Source organism: Nocardiopsis sp. M1B1 (assembly GCF_052466615.1).
Map to the genome: position 1 here is coordinate 2921928 of NZ_CP196194.1, position 16685 is coordinate 2938612.

The 16685-nt window shown below is 73.3% G+C and carries 9 protein-coding genes and 1 riboswitch; of the genes, 7 read left to right on the top strand and 2 right to left on the bottom strand.

Annotation, left to right across the window (positions count from 1 at the left end; translation table 11 throughout):
* The first annotated feature begins 34 nt into the window (after window positions 1-34).
* Window positions 35-688 (top strand): pyridoxamine 5'-phosphate oxidase family protein, encoded by a 654-nt coding sequence (locus tag ACSTA4_RS12495; protein ID WP_444963665.1) that lies wholly within the window; start codon window positions 35-37, stop codon window positions 686-688.
* A 362-nt stretch (window positions 689-1050) separates the two neighbouring features.
* The gene (locus ACSTA4_RS12500) at window positions 1051-6534 is read left to right on the top strand and encodes an ATP-binding protein (RefSeq protein WP_444963666.1); all 5484 of its coding nucleotides are present in this window, start codon (window positions 1051-1053) and stop codon (window positions 6532-6534) included.
* A 271-nt stretch (window positions 6535-6805) separates the two neighbouring features.
* Here ACSTA4_RS12500 and ACSTA4_RS12505 read toward each other — a convergent pair whose 3' ends face one another.
* Window positions 6806-7237, bottom strand: coding sequence for a PPOX class F420-dependent oxidoreductase (locus ACSTA4_RS12505; protein WP_444963667.1), 432 nt, complete (start codon window positions 7235-7237; stop codon window positions 6806-6808).
* Window positions 7238-7561: 324 nt separating this feature from the next.
* A riboswitch (cobalamin riboswitch) is annotated at window positions 7562-7775 on the top strand.
* Between the two features lie 59 nt (window positions 7776-7834).
* Between ACSTA4_RS12505 and ACSTA4_RS12510 the strand changes: the two genes are divergently transcribed.
* Genes ACSTA4_RS12510 through ACSTA4_RS12520 form a run of 3 tightly spaced genes read left to right on the top strand, consistent with a single transcriptional unit; the run spans window position 7835 to window position 10934 of the window.
* Window positions 7835-8869, top strand: a complete 1035-nt coding sequence (locus ACSTA4_RS12510; protein ID WP_444964159.1) for an ABC transporter substrate-binding protein — start codon at window positions 7835-7837, stop codon at window positions 8867-8869.
* Complete coding sequence (locus ACSTA4_RS12515; protein ID WP_444963668.1) at window positions 8866-9882, top strand: FecCD family ABC transporter permease; 1017 nt, start codon at window positions 8866-8868, stop codon at window positions 9880-9882. Before ACSTA4_RS12510 ends, ACSTA4_RS12515 begins: the two co-directional genes overlap by 4 nt.
* Window positions 9879-10934, top strand: a complete 1056-nt coding sequence (locus tag ACSTA4_RS12520) for an ABC transporter ATP-binding protein (RefSeq protein WP_444963669.1) — start codon at window positions 9879-9881, stop codon at window positions 10932-10934. Before ACSTA4_RS12515 ends, ACSTA4_RS12520 begins: the two co-directional genes overlap by 4 nt.
* A 39-nt stretch (window positions 10935-10973) precedes the next feature.
* Here the strand turns inward: ACSTA4_RS12520 and ACSTA4_RS12525 are convergent, their stop codons facing one another.
* Complete coding sequence (locus tag ACSTA4_RS12525; protein ID WP_444963670.1) at window positions 10974-12206, bottom strand: RNA-guided endonuclease InsQ/TnpB family protein; 1233 nt, start codon at window positions 12204-12206, stop codon at window positions 10974-10976.
* A 119-nt stretch (window positions 12207-12325) separates the two neighbouring features.
* On the opposite strand from ACSTA4_RS12525, the gene cobN reads away from it, so the two are divergent.
* Together cobN and cobF are read left to right on the top strand one after the other, a co-directional pair.
* Entirely contained in the window at window positions 12326-15916 is a 3591-nt protein-coding gene (gene cobN / locus ACSTA4_RS12530) for a cobaltochelatase subunit CobN (protein WP_444963671.1), read from the top strand.
* A complete protein-coding gene (cobF, locus tag ACSTA4_RS12535; RefSeq protein WP_444963672.1) occupies window positions 15913-16656 on the top strand; it encodes a precorrin-6A synthase (deacetylating) in 744 nt (247 codons plus the stop codon). The genes cobN and cobF overlap by 4 nt, the downstream gene beginning before the upstream one ends.
* Window positions 16657-16685: the final 29 nt, after the last annotated feature.

The following is a 16685-nucleotide window of genomic DNA, read 5'->3' on the forward strand; positions in this document are numbered from 1 at the left end:
GTCGAAAGGTCCACTTGATTTCTAGGCTAACGCCATGCTCTCCACGACAGAACGCACCCGGCTGCGCCGCGGCAAGCACAAGGCCCGTACCGACCGGGCCGACCTGTACGACCTCCTGGACCAGGGGTTGGTGTGCCACCTGGGGGTGGTGGTCGACGGCGCGCCCATGGTGGTGCCCACCGCCTACGGGCGGATCGGGGACACCCTGTACCTGCACGGTTCGTCCGGGGCGCGGTCGCTGCGCGCGGGCGGTGAGGTGTGTGTGACCGTGACCCTGCTGGACGGCCTGGTGCTGGCCAGGTCGCTGTTCCACCACTCGGTCAACCACCGCTCCGCGATGGTCTACGGCGTGCCGCGGGTGGTCGAGGACGAGCGGGAGCGCCTGGAGGGGTTGCGTGCGCTGGTCGAGCAGTTGGCTCCGGGGCGGTGGGAGGAGGCCCGGGAGCCGACCGCGAAGGAGTTGGCGGCCACGCGCGTGCTGGCGCTGTCGCTGGAGGAGGCGTCGGTGAAGGTGCGGACGGGGCCGCCGGTGGACGACGAGGAGGATCTGTCCCTGCCGGTGTGGGCGGGTGTGGTGCCGGTGCGGCAGGTGTTCGGGGAGCCGGAACCCGATCCGGGTCTGGCGGCGGGGCTGGAGGTTCCGGTCGGGGTGGCGGGGCGGTCACCGGTCCCGTCGCCGCCGTCCTGAGGTCGGCCGTTCCGGGAAAACGGCGCGCGGGAAAACCTCGGCGGTCGCGCCTCGGGCATTGTTTGGCCTATTGGATAGGCCAATAGGCCTTTATTGCGGCGTGTTCACCGGGCGGACGCCGTCCTGGTCACCGCCGCCGCGGGCGGCGGCCCTCCGGTGTGGCCAAAATCGCGTGAAACGGGGGTCGGGTGGTGCCGCCGGGCGTTTTTTGTGGGGTTCCCACAACGCATCGCCTTAGCTATGCGTGGTTCGGTCCATTGGTGTACCCGGCGGTAATCCACCAGGGTAGAAAGGGTAGGTGCAGGCGACGCTCCGAGACCCGGACGTCGCCTTCTGCGCGTGGTACTTGGGAGGCTCAACCGGTGTTCAGTCGTGTCGCCATCGTCAACCGTGGAGAGGCCGCTATGCGGCTCATCCACGCTGCCCGGGACCTCTCAGCGGAAACCGGCACGCGGATCGAGACGGTGGCCCTCCACACCGACGCCGACCGCGACGCCACCTTCGTCCGCGAGGCCGACGTCGCCTACTCGCTCGGTCCCGCCTCGGCCCGTCCCTACCTCGACCACGCCGTCCTGGAGCGCGCTCTGGTCCGGACCGGCGCCGACGCGGCGTGGGTGGGCTGGGGCTTCGTCGCCGAGGACCCGGCCTTCGCCGAGCTGTGCGAGAGGATCGGCGTCACCTTCGTCGGGCCCAGCGCCGAGGCCATGCGCAAGCTCGGCGACAAGATCGGCGCCAAGCTGATCGCCGAGGAGGTCGGCGTCCCGGTCGCGCCGTGGAGCCGCGGCGAGGTCGCCACCCTGGAGGAGGCGCTGCGCGCCGGTGAGGAGATCGGCTACCCGCTGATGCTCAAGGCGACCGCGGGCGGCGGCGGTCGCGGTATCCGCATGGTCGCCTCGGGCGAGGACCTGGCCGAGGCCTACGAGCGCACCAGCCAGGAGGCGCTGCGCGCCTTCGGCTCCGGCGTGGTCTTCCTGGAGCGCCTGGTCACCGGCGCCCGCCACGTCGAGGTCCAGATCATCGCCGACGGGCAGGGCACGGCGTGGGCGCTGGGCGTGCGCGACTGCTCGGTGCAGCGGCGCAACCAGAAGATCATCGAGGAGTCGGCCTCCCCGGTCCTGGACGCGGAGCAGACCGCGCACCTGAAGGCGTCGGCCGAGCGGCTGGCGCTGGCCGTGGACTACCGCGGCGCGGGCACCGTCGAGTTCCTGTACCACCCGGGCGAGAAGCTGTTCGCGTTCCTGGAGGTCAACACCCGCCTCCAGGTCGAGCACCCGATCACCGAGCTCACCACCGGCACCGACCTGGTCCGGCTCCAGCTGCACGTGGCCGGCGGCGGGAAGCTGGAGGGCCCCCAGCCGGTCGAGTCCGGCCACGCCGTCGAGGCCCGCCTCAACGCCGAGGACCCCGACCGCGACTTCGCGCCCGCCCCGGGCCGCATCGCGCGCCTGTCCCTGCCCACCGGTCCGGGAGTGCGCGTGGACACCGGTGTGCGCGAGGGCAACACCATCCCGGCCGACTTCGACTCGATGATCGCCAAGGTCATCGCCTACGGCCGCGACCGCGAGCAGGCGCTGGGCAGGCTGCGCCGCGCGATGGCCGAGACCACGGTGATCATCGAGGGCGGCGCGACCAACAAGAGCTTCGTGCTCGACCTGCTCGACCAGCCCGAGGTGATCGACGCCAGCGCCGACACCGGCTGGATCGACCGCGTGCGCGCCCAGGGGCGCCTGGTCAGCCACCGCCACTCCGCGGTGGCGCTGGCCGCGGCCGCGATCGAGGCCTACCAGGACGAGGAGGAGGTCAGCCGCCAGCGGCTGCTGTCCACCGCGCACGGCGGCCGCCCGCAGGTGCAGCACGAGAGCGGCCGTCCGCTGGACCTGAAGCTGCGCGGCGTGGGCTACCGGGTGAGCGTGGCCCGTGTCGGGCACCGGCGGTTCCGCGTGGGCGTCTCCGGCGGCGGTGACGTGCACCCGGCGGACGTGGAGGTCGAGCGCTTCGACGCGCACAGCGGCCAGATCGTGGTCAACGGCCACCGGTTCCGGCTGGTGTCGGCCACGCACGGGCCGGTACACCTGGTCGAGGTGGACGGTGTCACGCACCGGATCAGCCGCGACGAGGGCGGTGTGCTGCGCTCCCCGGCGCCCGCCCTGGTGGTGGCGACGCCGTTGGCGGTGGGCGACGAGGTCGAGCCCGGCGCGCCCGTCCTGGTGCTGGAGAGCATGAAGATGGAGACGGTGCTGCGCGCGCCGTTCCGCGCCCGGGTGCGCGAGTGCCCCGTGTCGGTGGGCAGCCAGGTCGAGACCGGTGCGCCGCTGATGCGGTTGGAGCCGCTGTCCGACGGGGACGCCGAGGAGGCGGAGTCGGACACGGAGGCCGTGACGATCGAGCTGCCCGAGGAGGCCGGTGAGGCGTCCGCGGCCGAGCGCGTGGAGCGCGGCCTGCAGGACCTGCGCGGTCTGCTGCTGGGCTTCGACGCCGACCCGCACGACCGCGGGCGGGTGCTGGCCGACTACCTGGCCGCCCGCGCCGAGCTGGGCGGGCGTCCGGTCGAGGGTGAGCTGGACCTGTTCACCGTGTTCGCCGACCTGTGCGAGCTGAGCCGCAACAAGCCGGGCGGTGAGCTCGACACCGAGCCGCACAGCTCGGTGCACAGCCCGCGCGAGTTCTTCCACAGCTATCTGCAGAGCCTGGACGTGGAGCGCGCCGGGGTGAGCGAGGGTTTCCAGGCCAAGCTCACCCGGGTCCTGGCCCACTACGGGGTCGAGGACCTGGACCGCACGCCGGAGCTGGAGGCCGCGGTCTTCCGGATCTTCCTGGCCCAGCAGAACACGGGCGCCGCGCTGGCGATCGTGTCGGAGCTGCTGCGCCGCTGGCTGGCGGGCGGGCCGCCCGCGGAGGCGCTCAGCGAGCGCGCCGGCCTGGCCCTGGAGCACCTGGTGGAGGCCACGCAGGTGCGCTTCCCCACGGTGTCGGACCTGGCCCGCGGTGTGGTCTTCCGCTGGTTCGCCCAGCCGCTGCTGCGCCGCAACCGGGCCCGGGTCTACGCCGCGGTGCGCGACGACCTGCGCCACCTGGACCGTAACCCGGACGCGCCGGACCGGGCGGAGCGGATCCAGGCCATGGTGGCCAGCGCCGAGCCGCTGGTGCGGCTGGTCGGCCAGCGCATGGGGCGGACCGGGCGCGACCACGCCCCGCTGCTGGAGGTGCTGACCCGCCGCTACTACGGCAACCGCGGGCTGTCCGGGGTCGCCGCGCGCGAGGTCGGTGGCTGCCGGTTCGTCACCGCCGACCACAACGGCGCGGGCGGCCTGACGCGCGTGGTCACGACCGCCGTGGACATCGCCGCGCTGCCCGGCGCCGTCGGCGCGGTCGGTGAGCTCGCCGCCGACGTGGCCGAGCACGGCCTGGTGGCCGACCTCTACCTCACCTGGGAGGACCAGCCCGACGCCGACGCGATGGCGGTGCGGCTCGGCGGGCTCCTGGCCGAGCACCCGCTGCCCGCGGGCGTGCGCCGGGTCACCGCCACCGTCGCCGGTACCAGCGGCGCGGTGATGCACCACCACTTCACCTTCCGGCCCGAGGGGGACGGCTTCGCCGAGGACCGGCTGATCCGCGGCCTGCACCCGCAGATCGCGCGGCGCCTGCAGTTGCAGCGCCTGCGCGAGTTCGACCTGACCCGGCTGCCCTCGGCCGACGAGGAGATCTACCTGTTCCGGGCGGTGGCCAAGAGCAACCCGGCCGACGAGCGCCTCTTCGCGATGGGCCAGGTCCGCGACCTGACGCCGCTGCGCGAGGCGGACGGGCGCCTGATCGCGCTGCCCGCGCTGGAGGACACGGTCACCGGGTGCCTGGACGCGATCCGCAACATCCAGGCGCAGCGCCCGCAGAACCGGCGCTTCGACACCAACCGCATCATGATGTACGTGTGGCCGGCGACCGAGCTGACCCCCGAGGAGCTGGACACGCTGGTCCAGCGGCTGCTGCCGACCACGGCCGGGGCGGGGCTGGAGGAGGTCCAGTTCCTGGCCCGCCAGCGCACCTCCTCCGGTGAGCTGACCGAGGTCGCGGTGCGCATCAGCCTGGACCAGGGCCAGGACGCGCGGGTCCACGTCGAGGAGCCCTCGACGGAGCCGGTGCTGCCGCTGGACGACTACCGCCAGAAGGTGCTGCGCGCGGCCCGGCGCGGGACCGTCTACCCCTACGAGCTGACCGGTCTGCTGTCGGGTCCGGGCGGCGGTTTCACCGAGTACGACCTGGACGACAACGGTGTGCTGGTCCCGGTGGACCGGCCGCGCGGGCACAACTCCGCGGCGATCGTGGCCGGTGTGGTCACCACGCCGACCGTGCGCCACCCCGAGGGGGTCACGCGCGTGGTGCTGCTGGGCGACCCGACCAAGGCGCTGGGCGCGCTCTCGGAGCCCGAGTGCTCGCGGGTGATCGCCGCGCTGGACCTGGCCGAGTCGATGCGGGTGCCGCTGGAGTGGTTCGCGCTGTCGGCGGGCGCGCGGATCTCGATGTCCTCGGGCACCGAGAACATGGACTGGGTCGCGGCCGCGCTCAAGCGGATCGTGGAGTTCACCCAGGACGGCGGCGAGATCAACGTCGTGGTCGCGGGCATCAACGTCGGCGCCCAGCCGTACTGGAACGCCGAGGCGACGATGCTCATGCACACCAAGGGCATCCTGGTGATGACGCCGGACTCGGCGATGGTGCTCACCGGCAAGCAGTCGCTGGACTTCTCCGGCGGGGTGTCGGCCGAGGACAACTTCGGCATCGGCGGCTACGACCGGGTGATGGGCCCCAACGGGCAGGCGCAGTACTGGGCGCCGAACCTGGCCTCGGCCCGCGAGATCCTCATGGCGCACTACGACCACACCTACGTCGTGCCGGGGGAGGAGGCGCCGCGCCGGGCCAGGACCCTGGACCCGGTCGACCGCGACGTCTCGGCGTTCCCGCACGCGGTGGCGGGCAGCGACTTCGCCACCGTCGGCGAGATCTTCTCCGCCGAGCACAACCCGGACCGCAAGAAGCCCTTCGACATCCGCACGGTGATGCGTGCGCTCTCGGACCAGGACCACGCGGTGCTGGAGCGCTGGGCGGGCATGGCCGACGCCGACACGGCGGCGGTGCAGGACGCGCACATCGGCGGCTGGCCGGTGTGCCTGGTGGGGATCGAGTCGCGGTCGGTGCCGCGGCACGGCTTCCCGCCCACCGACGGGCCCGACACCTACACCGCGGGCACGCTGTTCCCGCGTTCGTCCAAGAAGGTGGCGCGGGCGATCAACGCGGCGTCGGGCAACCGGCCGCTGGTGGTGCTGGCGAACCTGTCGGGGTTCGACGGCTCGCCGGAGTCGCTGCGCAAGCTCCAGTTGGAGTACGGGGCCGAGATCGGGCGGGCGATCGTCAACTTCGACGGCCCGATCGTGTTCTGCGTGATCTCGCGGTACCACGGCGGCGCGTTCGTGGTGTTCTCCAAGGCGCTCAACCCGAACATGACGGTGCTCGCGCTGGAGGGGTCGTTCGCCTCGGTGCTGGGCGGGGCCCCGGCGGCGGCCGTGGTGTTCGCCGGTGAGGTCAACACGCGTACCGCGAGCGACCCGCAGGTGACCGGGCTCCAGGAGCAGGTGTCGGCGGCCAGCGGCGCCGAGCGGGCCGCGCTCAACGCGCGGCTGGCCGAGACGCAGTCCTCGGTGCGGGCGGAGAAGCTCGGTGAGGTCGCCGCGGAGTTCGATCGGGTGCACAGCATCCAGCGCGCGGTCGAGGTGGGTTCGGTGGACGCGATCATCAGCGCCGCCGAGATGCGGCCGCGCATCATCGAGGCGATCGAGCACGGCATGAAGCGCTAAGCAGTGTTTTTTTGGACCTCCGCTCCGCTTCGGTCCGTGCTCGGGCGCCCGGAGAACAGGAACCTTCGGTGCCTACGGCGGGTTCGCTCGTTCCTCACGAACCCGCCTCCGGCACCTCCAGAACCCTGTGGGCGCCCGAACGGACCCCTCCAAGCTGAGGCCGGTTCAAAAAACAGAACCTAGGGCCGGGCGCGGGTGGACCGCGGCCGTCCGCGCGGGGCTGGCGGGGCGGGGGTGCGGCGGCAGGCCGCGGCCCGCCCCGCCCGTGCGGTCAGCGGATCTTCTCGCCGTACACGTGGTCGACGGGCATGGTCATGAGCACCCTGCGGTCGGAGACCATGACCGACCGGTACTCCTCCCAGTCGGGGTGCTCCCCGGCGGCGAGGCGGTAGTAGTCCACCAGCGCCTCGACATCGGGGCCGTGCGGGTCGGTGCCCGGCCCGGTGAGGGTGGCCACGCCCTCGGCGGTGGCCCACGCCCAGCCGTCGGCACTGGTGACCTGGAGCGTGGCGCGCGGGTCGCGGCGCAGGTTGGCGGTCTTGGCCCGGCCCTCGGTCATGGAGACGTGCAGCAGGTCGGTCTTGACGTCGTAGAAGGGCTGGACGGGGGAGAGCTGGGGGCGGCCGTCGGTCTTGATGGTGGCCAGGACGCCGAGCTTGCTCTGGGCGAGCAGTGCGCGCGGGTCGAACGTCGTCGCGGTCATGGTTCCAGGACCCCTCTCTGCCGGGTGGTGGCGGTGCGCGGTGGCGCCGTCCGTGTGCGGCCGGTCACGATCGTACTCCCGGTGCGCGCGGCCGTCCCGCTCCCGCCGCGCGGCTCGCACCGCCGTGTCCGTCGGCCGGGGCCCGCGCGAGAGGGCCCGCCACCCGGCGCTCCGGGGCACCCGTGTCCGTATCGGCCGGGGCGAGGGTGCGGCCTGAGCACTCCAACGGCTCCGCCGGAGCCGCGCTGACCAGGGCGGGTACCGGAGCGGTGGCGCGGGCGCGGTCCCTGTGCGCCTTCCGGCCGCCAAGGGCCGAGGGGGCCTTGATAGTCTGCCGGGGCCAGTCGTACCACGTACGTGGTCAGGGAATCCGGTGCGAATCCGGAACTGACGCGCAGCGGTGAGGGGGACGGGCGGGGTACTCACGCCACTGGGGCGGAGGCCGCGGAGACCACGGGGTCGAGGCGGCACCGACCTGGGAAGGCATCCCGTCCGGACGAACCCGAGTCCGAAGACCTGCTGGCCCCTCCGCGTCGAGTGCGCGGAGGCGTCCCGTGCCAGGCTCCGCGTTCGAGCCCCGACATCCAAGGCATGCCCATGCTGCGTCGCGCCCCGCGCCCCCTTCCCCTCCTGCTCGCCTCCGCGCTGCTGCTCACCGCCTGCGCCCCCTCCCCGGAAGGGGGGAGCGGCGAGGGGGAGGCCGCCGCCGGCGCCCGCACGGTCGACAACTGCGGGCACCGGGTGGGCGTCGACTCCCCTCCCGAGCGCGTCGTCTCCCTCAACCAGGGCAGCACCGAGATCCTGCTCTCCCTGGGGTTGGCGGACCGCCTCGTCGGTACCGCCACCTGGACCGATCCGATCATGGAGGGGCTGGAGGAGGCCAACGGGGGCATCCCCCGCCTGGCCGACAACGCCCCCTCCTTCGAGGTGGTCCTGGACGCCGAACCGGACTTCGTGACCGCCTCCTTCGTCTCCACGCTCGGCACGGGCGGTGTCGCCACCCGCGAGCAGTTCGAGGAGCTGGGCGTGCCCACCTACGTCTCCCCGACCGACTGCGCCACGGGCAAGGACAACGACAGCGGGGGAGACGGCTCGCGCAGCGAACCCCTCACCCTCGACGCCGTCTACGGCGAGATCCGCGACCTGGCCCTGCTGTTCGGGGTCGAGGAGCGCGGGGAGGAGCTGATCGCCGAACTGGAGGGGCGGGTGGCGGCGGCCACCTCGGACCTGGACGCCTCCGGCGTCTCCCTCATGTACTGGTTCGCCAACTCCCAGTCGCCCTACCTCGCGGGCTGCTGCGGCGCCCCCGGCGCCATCACCCGCGCGGTCGGCGCGCGCAACGCCTTCGACGACACCCACGACGAGTGGCCCCAGATCAACTGGGAGACCGTCGCCGACCGCGACCCCGACGTCATCGTCCTCGGCGACCTGACCCGCGACTCCCAGACCGCGGAGTCCGCCGACGCCAAGATCGCGTTCCTGGAGTCCAACCCCGCCACGAGCAACCTCACCGCCGTGCGCGAGGAGCGCTACGTCCTGCTCAGCGGCCAGGCGATGAACCCCTCGATCCGCACGGTCGAGGGGATCGAGCAGGTCGCCGAGGGTCTGCGCGGCCTCGGGCTCGGCCGGTGAGCGGTGCGCGTCTGGCGCTGCTCTCCTGCGGTGGACTGGTGCTCCTGGCCGTGTCGGTCTCGGTCGCGGTGACCATCGGCCCCGCCGACATCACCACGGCCGAGGTCTGGAGGTCGGTCGCCGCGCGGCTGGGGTTCGGGGAGAGCGGCCTGTCGCCGCTGCGCGAGGGCATCGTATGGGACCTGCGCATGCCCCGCACCCTGCTCGCCGCGGTGTGCGGGGCGGGGCTGGCGCTGTGCGGGGCGGTCATGCAGTCCCTGCTGCGCAACCCGCTGGCGGACCCCTTCGTGCTCGGGGTGTCCTCGGGGGCCTCCACCGGGGCGGTCGCCGTGCTGGTGCTGGGCTGGGGCGGCGCGGTGGTGTCGCTGTCGGCGGGTGCCTTCGTCGGCGCCCTGCTCTCCTTCGGGCTGGTGGTGCTGCTCGCGCACACCCTGGGCGCGAGCATGGACCGCGTGGTGCTGTCGGGGGTGGCGGCCATGCAGCTGTTCTCGGCGCTGACCTCGTTCATCGTGCTGACCTCGGCGGACGCCGAGACCACGCGCGGGGTGCTGTTCTGGCTGCTGGGCTCCCTCAGCGGCGCCGGGTGGGACGACGTGGTGCTGTGCGCGGTGGTGCTGGCCGGTGTGCTCGCCGTGTGCCTGGCGCACACCACCACCCTGGACGCGTTCGCCTTCGGTGAGGAGGCCGCGGCGAACCTGGGCGTGCGAGTGGCCCGCGCCCGCATGGTGCTGCTGTGCGCCACGGCGCTGCTCACCGCGGCCCTGGTCAGCGCGGCCGGGGCGATCGGCTTCGTGGGGCTGGTCCTGCCGCACGCGGCCCGCGCGCTCACCGGCGCGGCCCACGCCAGGCTCCTGCCGGTCACCGCCCTGGCGGGCGCCGTCTTCCTGGTGTGGGTGGACACGGTCGCCCGCACCGCGCTGGACCCCCAGGAGATCCCGGTGGGGGTGGTGACCTCCCTCATCGGGGTGCCCGCCTTCGTCGCCGTGCTCTACCGAGCCAGGAGGCACACGTGATCCGTTCCAACCAGGCGGTGGCGCGCGGCCGCGACGGCGCGTCCTCCGCGACGGCGCCGGGGACAGACGCCGCGCCCGAGGTGCTCGGCGCGGGCGCTCCGCCCGCCCGCCCGGCGCTCACGACCGACGGCCCACGGCCCGAGGTAGGGGAGCGGACGCGGCGCGGCGTGCCCGGCGCCACCGGGCTGCGCGCCGAACGGGTGAGCCGCCTGATCGGCGGAGGGCTCGTCCTGGACGGAGTCACCCTCGCTCCGCGTCCCGGCGAGACCGTCGGCCTGCTCGGCCCCAACGGTTCGGGCAAGTCCACGCTGCTGCGGCTGCTCTCCGGTGTCCTGGCGCCCTCCGCGGGCGTGGTCGCCCTCGACGGCGAGCCGATCGGCCGGACCGCGCGCCGGACGGTGGCGCGGCGCGTGGCCGCCGTCGAACAGAACGCGCACACCCAGACCGAGCTGACCGTCCGCGACGTGGTGGCCCTGGGGCGCGTCCCCCACCGCCGCGCCTGGACGCCCATGTCCGCGGCCGACGCGGACGCCGTCACGGCGGCACTGGAGCGCACCGGCCTGACCGCCACCGCCGACCGGTCCTGGCACACGCTCTCCGGCGGTGAGCGCCAGCGCGCCCAGATCGCCCGCGCCCTGGCCCAGGAGCCGAGCGAACTACTGCTCGACGAGCCGACCAACCACCTCGACATCCAGTACCAGCTCGACCTCATGGAACTGGTCGCGGGCCTGCCGGTCACCACCGTCATCGCCATGCACGACCTCAACCTGGCCGCGATGTACTGCGACCGGCTGCTGGTGCTGCGCGGCGGGCGCGTCGTCGCAGAGGGCGCGCCCCCGCGGGTCCTGACCCCCGCCCTCATCGAGGAGGTCTACGGGGTCCGGGCCGAGGTCGAGACCGGACCCGGGCACCCGGTGATCCGCTTCCTGAGACGCGGCGCCGAGCCGCCGCGCCACCGTGACGCCCCCGCCGCCGAGGCGCGGGCGACCCCCGGACCCGAACGGTCCGACCGACGACGGAACACCAACCCCAAGGGAGGAATCCGGCCTTGACTTTCTCTCCTGCCTGAAGGCAGGAGATTCCGGAACCACCTACCGGTGGTTCGAGGCCAAAGCCTCGTCACGGGTCGCCCCGTGGCCTTCCTGTTTCACCGCCGGTCGCCCCGTCCGGGAGGAGTCCCGTTGAGGTCTCACACCAGCTCCGCAGGCAACAACCGCCAGCCCGGCGGCTTCGAGATTGAGCGCCGCGTTCACGTCCCGGTCATGGGCCACCCCGCAACCAGGGCATGTCCACTCCCGCACACGCAGTGGCAACGACGTGTGCACGTACCCGCACCAGGGGGTCGAGCACAACTTGGAGGAGGGGAAGAACCGGTCCACCACGACCAGATCGCGTCCGTACCAGGCGCACTTGTACTCCAGCATGGACCGGAGCTCACGCCAGGCCGCATCAGAGATCGCCCGGGACAGTCTGCGGTTCCTGACCATGTTGCTCACGGACAGGTCCTCGATCACGACCGCTTGGTTCTCGCGGACGAGTCGAGTAGTGAGTTTGTGCAGGAAGTCGCGCCTGCGGTCGGTGATGCGGGCGTGCATCCGCGCCACCTTGCGCCGCGCCTTGTCCCGGTTCGCGCTGCCCCTGGCCTTACGCGACAGGGCACGCTGGGCCTTGGCCAGCCTGGCCCGGTCGCGTTGCTCGTGGCGGGGGTTGGCCACCTTCTCCCCGGTCGACAAGGTCACCACGGAGGTGATTCCGGCATCGACACCGACCGCGTTGTTGACGGCCGGGGCCGATGTGATGGTGTCCTCGCACAGGAGCGAGACGAACCAGCGCCCGGCCGCGTCCCGCGAGACCGTGGCCGTGGAGGGGCGTGCTCCTTCGGGCAGGGGGCGCGACCACACGATGTCCAGGGGTTCGGCCATCTTGGCCAGGGTCAGGTGCCCGTCGCGGTAGCGAAAGGCGGACCGGGTGTACTCCGCCGAGGCTCGGGATTTCTTCTTGGACTTGAACCGCGGGTACTTCGCGCGGCGGTCGAAGAAGTTGCCGAACGCGGTGTGCAGGTGGCGCAGCGTCTGCTGGAGCGGGACACAGGAGACCTCGGCGAGGAAGGACAGCTCCTCGGTCCTCTTCCATGCGGTGAGCATGGCCGAGGTGTGGGAGTAGCCCACCCGCTCGCGGCGCTGCTGCCAGGCGGTGCTGCGTTCGGCCAGAGCGCGGTTGTAGACCAGGCGCACGCACCCGAACGTGCGCGACAGCTCAGCCGCCTGCGCATCGGTGGGATAGAAGCGGTACCGAAACGCCCGCTTCACGCTCTTCCTGGTCATGGCACACACCGTAGCGACCGCCCTGCGATCGCGTGAGGCGAATCCAACAGAAAGCCACAGAAAGGAGAGGGCGTGTTCTTCCCGTCCTGAAGGACGGGGTATCCACGCCCAACAAACAGATGACGGTACGGATCGCACTGCTGTCCACCTCCGACACCGACCTGCTCTCCGCGCGGGCCAGCGACCGCGCGTACGCGTGGGCCAACCCCTCCCGCGCCTCCGACACCGAACTCACCGGCGTCGTCGAGGACGCCGACCTGGTGGTGGTGCGGCTGCTCGGCTCCCCGCACGACCTGTGGCCGGGCCTGGCCGCCGTCCGGGAGCGGGGCACGCCGCTGGTCGTCCTGGGCGGCGAGCAGCAGCCCAGCGCCGAACTGATGGAGCACTCCACCGTCCCGATCGGCCTGGCGGCCGACGCCCACCGCTACCTGGCCGAGGGAGGTCCGGCCAACCTCGCGCGCCTGCACGCCTTCCTGTCCGACACCGTGCTGCTGACCGGCGAGGGGTTCGAGGCGCCCGCGCCCGTCCCGCTGTGGGGCCTGGCCGAGCGCGACCGGCCGCAGGACCCCGGCCTTCCGAAGGTGGGCGTCCTCTACTACCGGGCGCACGAGGCGGGCGGCAACACCGCCTTCGCGCACGCCCTGGCCGACGCCGTCGACGCCACCGGGCAGGCCGTGGGCGTGCCCGTGTTCGCCGGGTCGCTGCGCTCGGCGCCCGACGAACTGTACGAGGCGCTCGGCGGCTTCGACGCCTTGGTGGTCACCGTCCTTGCGGCGGGCGGCAGCGTTCCCGCGTCCGCGAGCGCGGGCGGCGACGACGAGGCGTGGGACGTGGAGCGGATGGCGGCCCTGGACGTCCCCGTCCTCCAGGGGCTGTGCCTGACGAGCCCGCGCGCCGACTGGGAGGCCTCCGACGACGGCGTCACCCCGCTGGACTCGGCGAGCCAGATCGCCATCCCCGAGTTCGACGGCCGCATCATCACCGTCCCCTTCTCCTTCAAGGAGATCGACCGCGACGGCCTGCCCCGCTACGTCGCCGACCCCGAGCGCTGCGCCCGCCTGGCCGGGATCGCGGTCGCCCACGCCCGGCTGCGGCACGTGCCCACCGCAGACAAGCGCGTCGCCGTCGTCCTGTCCGCCTACCCCACCAAGCACTCGCGCATCGGCAACGCCGTCGGGCTCGACACGCCCCGCTCGCTGGTGCGCCTGCTGCGCCGGATGCGCGCCGAGGGCTACGACCTGGGAGAGCCCGGCGCCCTGCCCGGCCTGGACCTGCCCGACGAGACCGAGGCCGGGGACGCGCTGATCCACGCCCTGATCGCGGCGGGCGGCCAGGACGAGGACTGGCTGACCTCCGTGCAGCTGACCGACGCCCAGGTGCGCATCACCCCCGAGGAGTACGCCGCCTGGACCGGGGGCCTGCCCGCCCCGCTGAGGGAGGCGATGACCGAGGCGTGGGGCGCCGCGCCCGGCAGCCTCTACGTCAACGACGCGGGCGAGCTGGTCCTGGCCGCGATGCGCGCGGGCAACGTCGTCGTCCTGGTCCAGCCCCCGCGCGGCTTCGGCGAGAACCCGATCGCCATCTACCACGACCCCGACCTGCCCCCCAGCCACCACTACCTGGCCGCCTACCGGTGGCTGGAGCACGGCTTCGGCGCCCACGCCGTGGTCCACCTGGGCAAGCACGGCTCGCTGGAGTGGCTGCCCGGCAAGAACGCCGCGCTCTCGGCCGCCTGCGCCACCGACGCGGTGCTCGGCGACCTGCCGCTCGTCTACCCGTTCCTGGTCAACGACCCGGGCGAGGGCGCCCAGGCCAAGCGCCGCGCCCACGCCACGGTCGTGGACCACCTCATCCCGCCGATGGCCCGTGCCGAGTCCTACGGGGACATCGCCCGCCTGGAGCAGCTGCTCGACGAGCACGCCAACATCGCGGCCATGGACCCGGCCAAGCTGCCCGCGGTGCGCGGCGAGATCTGGTCGCTGATGCGCGCGGCCGAGATGCACCGCGACCTCGGCCTGGAGGAGCGGCCCGACGACGAGGAGTTCGACGACTTCCTGCTCCACGTGGACGGCTGGCTGTGCGAGATCAAGGACGCGCAGATCCGCGACGGCCTGCACGTGCTCGGGGAGGCGCCCGAGGGTGAGGCCCGGGTGAACCTGGTCCTCGCAGTTCTGCGCGCCGCCCAGGTGTGGGGAGGTGTCGGTGCGGCGGTGCCCGGTCTGCGTTCGGCGCTGGGCCTGAAGGAGGACGCGCCCGCCGCCGAGGTCGACCAGGTGGAGGCCCTCGCCCGCGGACTCGTCGAGCGAATGGAGGCCGCCGACTGGGACCCGGCCGCCGCGTCCGGCCTGCACGACGACCCCGGGGTGCGCTCCGTCCTGGAGTTCGCCGCCGCGCAGGTGGCGCCCCGCCTGGCCCGCACCACCGACGAACTCGACCACGTCGTCCACGCCCTGGCGGGCGGCTTCGTCCCGGCGGGCCCCTCCGGCTCCCCGCTGCGCGGCCTGGTCAACGTGCTGCCGACCGGCCGCAACTTCTACACCGTCGACCCCCGCGCCGTCCCCTCCCGGCTGGCCTGGCAGACCGGGCAGGCGATGGCCGAGTCCCTGCTGCGCCGCCACCTGGAGGAGACCGGGGCCTACCCCGAGTCGGTGGGCCTGTCGGTGTGGGGCACGTCGGCGATGCGCACCTCCGGCGACGACGTGGCCGAGGTGCTGGCGCTGCTGGGCGTGCGCCCGGAGTGGGACGAGGCCTCGCGCCGGGTCTCGCGGCTGGACGTGGTGCCGCTGGAGGAGTTGGGCCGCCCGCGCGTGGACGTCACGGTGCGCATCTCCGGCTTCTTCCGCGACGCCTTCCCGCACGTGGTCGCCATGCTCGACGACGCCGTGAACCTGGTGGCCGACCTGGACGAGCTGGAGGAGAGCAACTTCGTGCGCGCCCACACCCGCGCCGACCTGGCCGAGCACGGTGACCGGCGCCGCGCCACCACCCGGATCTTCGGCTCCGCGCCCGGCTCCTACGGCGCGGGCATCCTCCAGGTGGTGGAGTCGGGCACCTGGCGCGACGACCGCGACCTGGCCGAGGTCTACACGGCCTGGGGCGGCTTCGCCTACGGGCGGGGCCTGGACGGCGTCGCGGCGGCCGACGACATGCGCGCCAACTACCGGCGGATCAAGGTCGCGGCCAAGAACGTGGACAGCGCCGAGCACGACATCGCCGACTCCGACGACTACTTCCAGTACCACGGCGGCATGATCGCCACCGTCCGCGCCCTCACCGGCGCCGACCCCAAGGCCTACGTCGGCGACTCCACCTCGCCCGACGCGGTGCGCACCCGCACCCTGGCCGAGGAGACCGCCCGCGTGTTCCGGGCCCGGGTGGTCAACCCGCGCTGGATCTCGGCCATGCGCCGCCACGGCTACAAGGGCGCCTTCGAGCTGGCCGCCACGGTCGACTACCTCTTCGGCTTCGACGCCACGGCCGGTGTCGTCCACGACTGGATGTACGACAAGCTCGCCGCCGAGTACGTGCTGGACGCCGAAACCCAGGAGTTCCTGCGCCGCTCCAACCCGTGGGCGCTGCACGGTATCGTCGAGCGGCTGCACGAGGCCGCCCGGCGCGGTCTGTGGGCCGAGCCGGACCCGGCGACGTTGGAGGCCCTCCAGGAGGTCTACCTGGAGGTCGAGGGAGACCTGGAGGACCGCTCCGAATGAGGGTGCGCATCCTGGGCATCGGCATGGGGCCGCGGCACGTGACCCCCGAGGTCGCCGACGCGCTGCGCGGCTGCGACTACGCGGTGGCCGCCCGAAAACGCGGGGACGACGGGCTGCTGGCCCTGCGCCGGGCCGTGTGCGAGGCGCACGGCGTGCCGCTGGTCGCGGTGCCCGACCCCGAGCGCGACCGCGACGACCCGGCGGACTACGCGGCCGCGGTGGCCGCCTGGCACGAGGCGCGGGTCGCCGCCTACGAGCGGGTGCTGGGCGAACGCGGCGGCACCGCGGCGTTCCTGGTCTGGGGCGACCCGGGTCTGTACGACTCCACGCTGCGGATCGTGGAACGGATCGCCGAGCGGGGGGCCGTCGCGGTGGAGTACGACGTGCTCCCCGGCGTCAGCGCCCCCCAGCTCCTCGCGGCGCGGCACCGGATCGTGCTGCACGAGGTGGGCCGTCCGGTGCACGTGACCCCCGCGCGCCTGCTGGGCGAGGCGGTGGCGGCGGGGCAGGACAACATCGTGGTCATGCTCGGCGGCGAGGCCGTGCTGGGGGGCGAGCTCGCGTTCGGGGAGTTGAGGGACTGGACGGTCTGGTGGGGAGCCAACCTGGGCACCGACACCGAGGAGCTGGTCGCCGGGCGGGTCGGCGCGGCCCAGCTCGACATCGCCGCGCGCCGCAGGAGGGCCAGGGCGCGGGCGGGCTGGGTGATGGACGTCGCGCTGCTGAGGAGGCCGGTGTGAGCGGAACCGGGTCGGAGGCCCCGTTCGAG

What these genes read in the sequence shown, in the direction of transcription:
- ACSTA4_RS12510 (WP_444964159.1), top strand. Translation starts at nt 7,835, where the DNA reads ATGCTGCGTCGCGCCCCGCGCCCCCTTCCCCTCCTGCTCGCCTCCGCG.
- cobF (WP_444963672.1), top strand. Translation starts at nt 15,913, where the DNA reads ATGAGGGTGCGCATCCTGGGCATCGGCATGGGGCCGCGGCACGTGACC.
- ACSTA4_RS12505 (WP_444963667.1), bottom strand. Translation starts at nt 7,237, where the DNA reads ATGACCGCGACGACGTTCGACCCGCGCGCACTGCTCGCCCAGAGCAAG.
- cobN (WP_444963671.1), top strand. Translation starts at nt 12,326, where the DNA reads ATGACGGTACGGATCGCACTGCTGTCCACCTCCGACACCGACCTGCTC.
- ACSTA4_RS12525 (WP_444963670.1), bottom strand. Translation starts at nt 12,206, where the DNA reads ATGACCAGGAAGAGCGTGAAGCGGGCGTTTCGGTACCGCTTCTATCCC.
- ACSTA4_RS12495 (WP_444963665.1), top strand. Translation starts at nt 35, where the DNA reads ATGCTCTCCACGACAGAACGCACCCGGCTGCGCCGCGGCAAGCACAAG.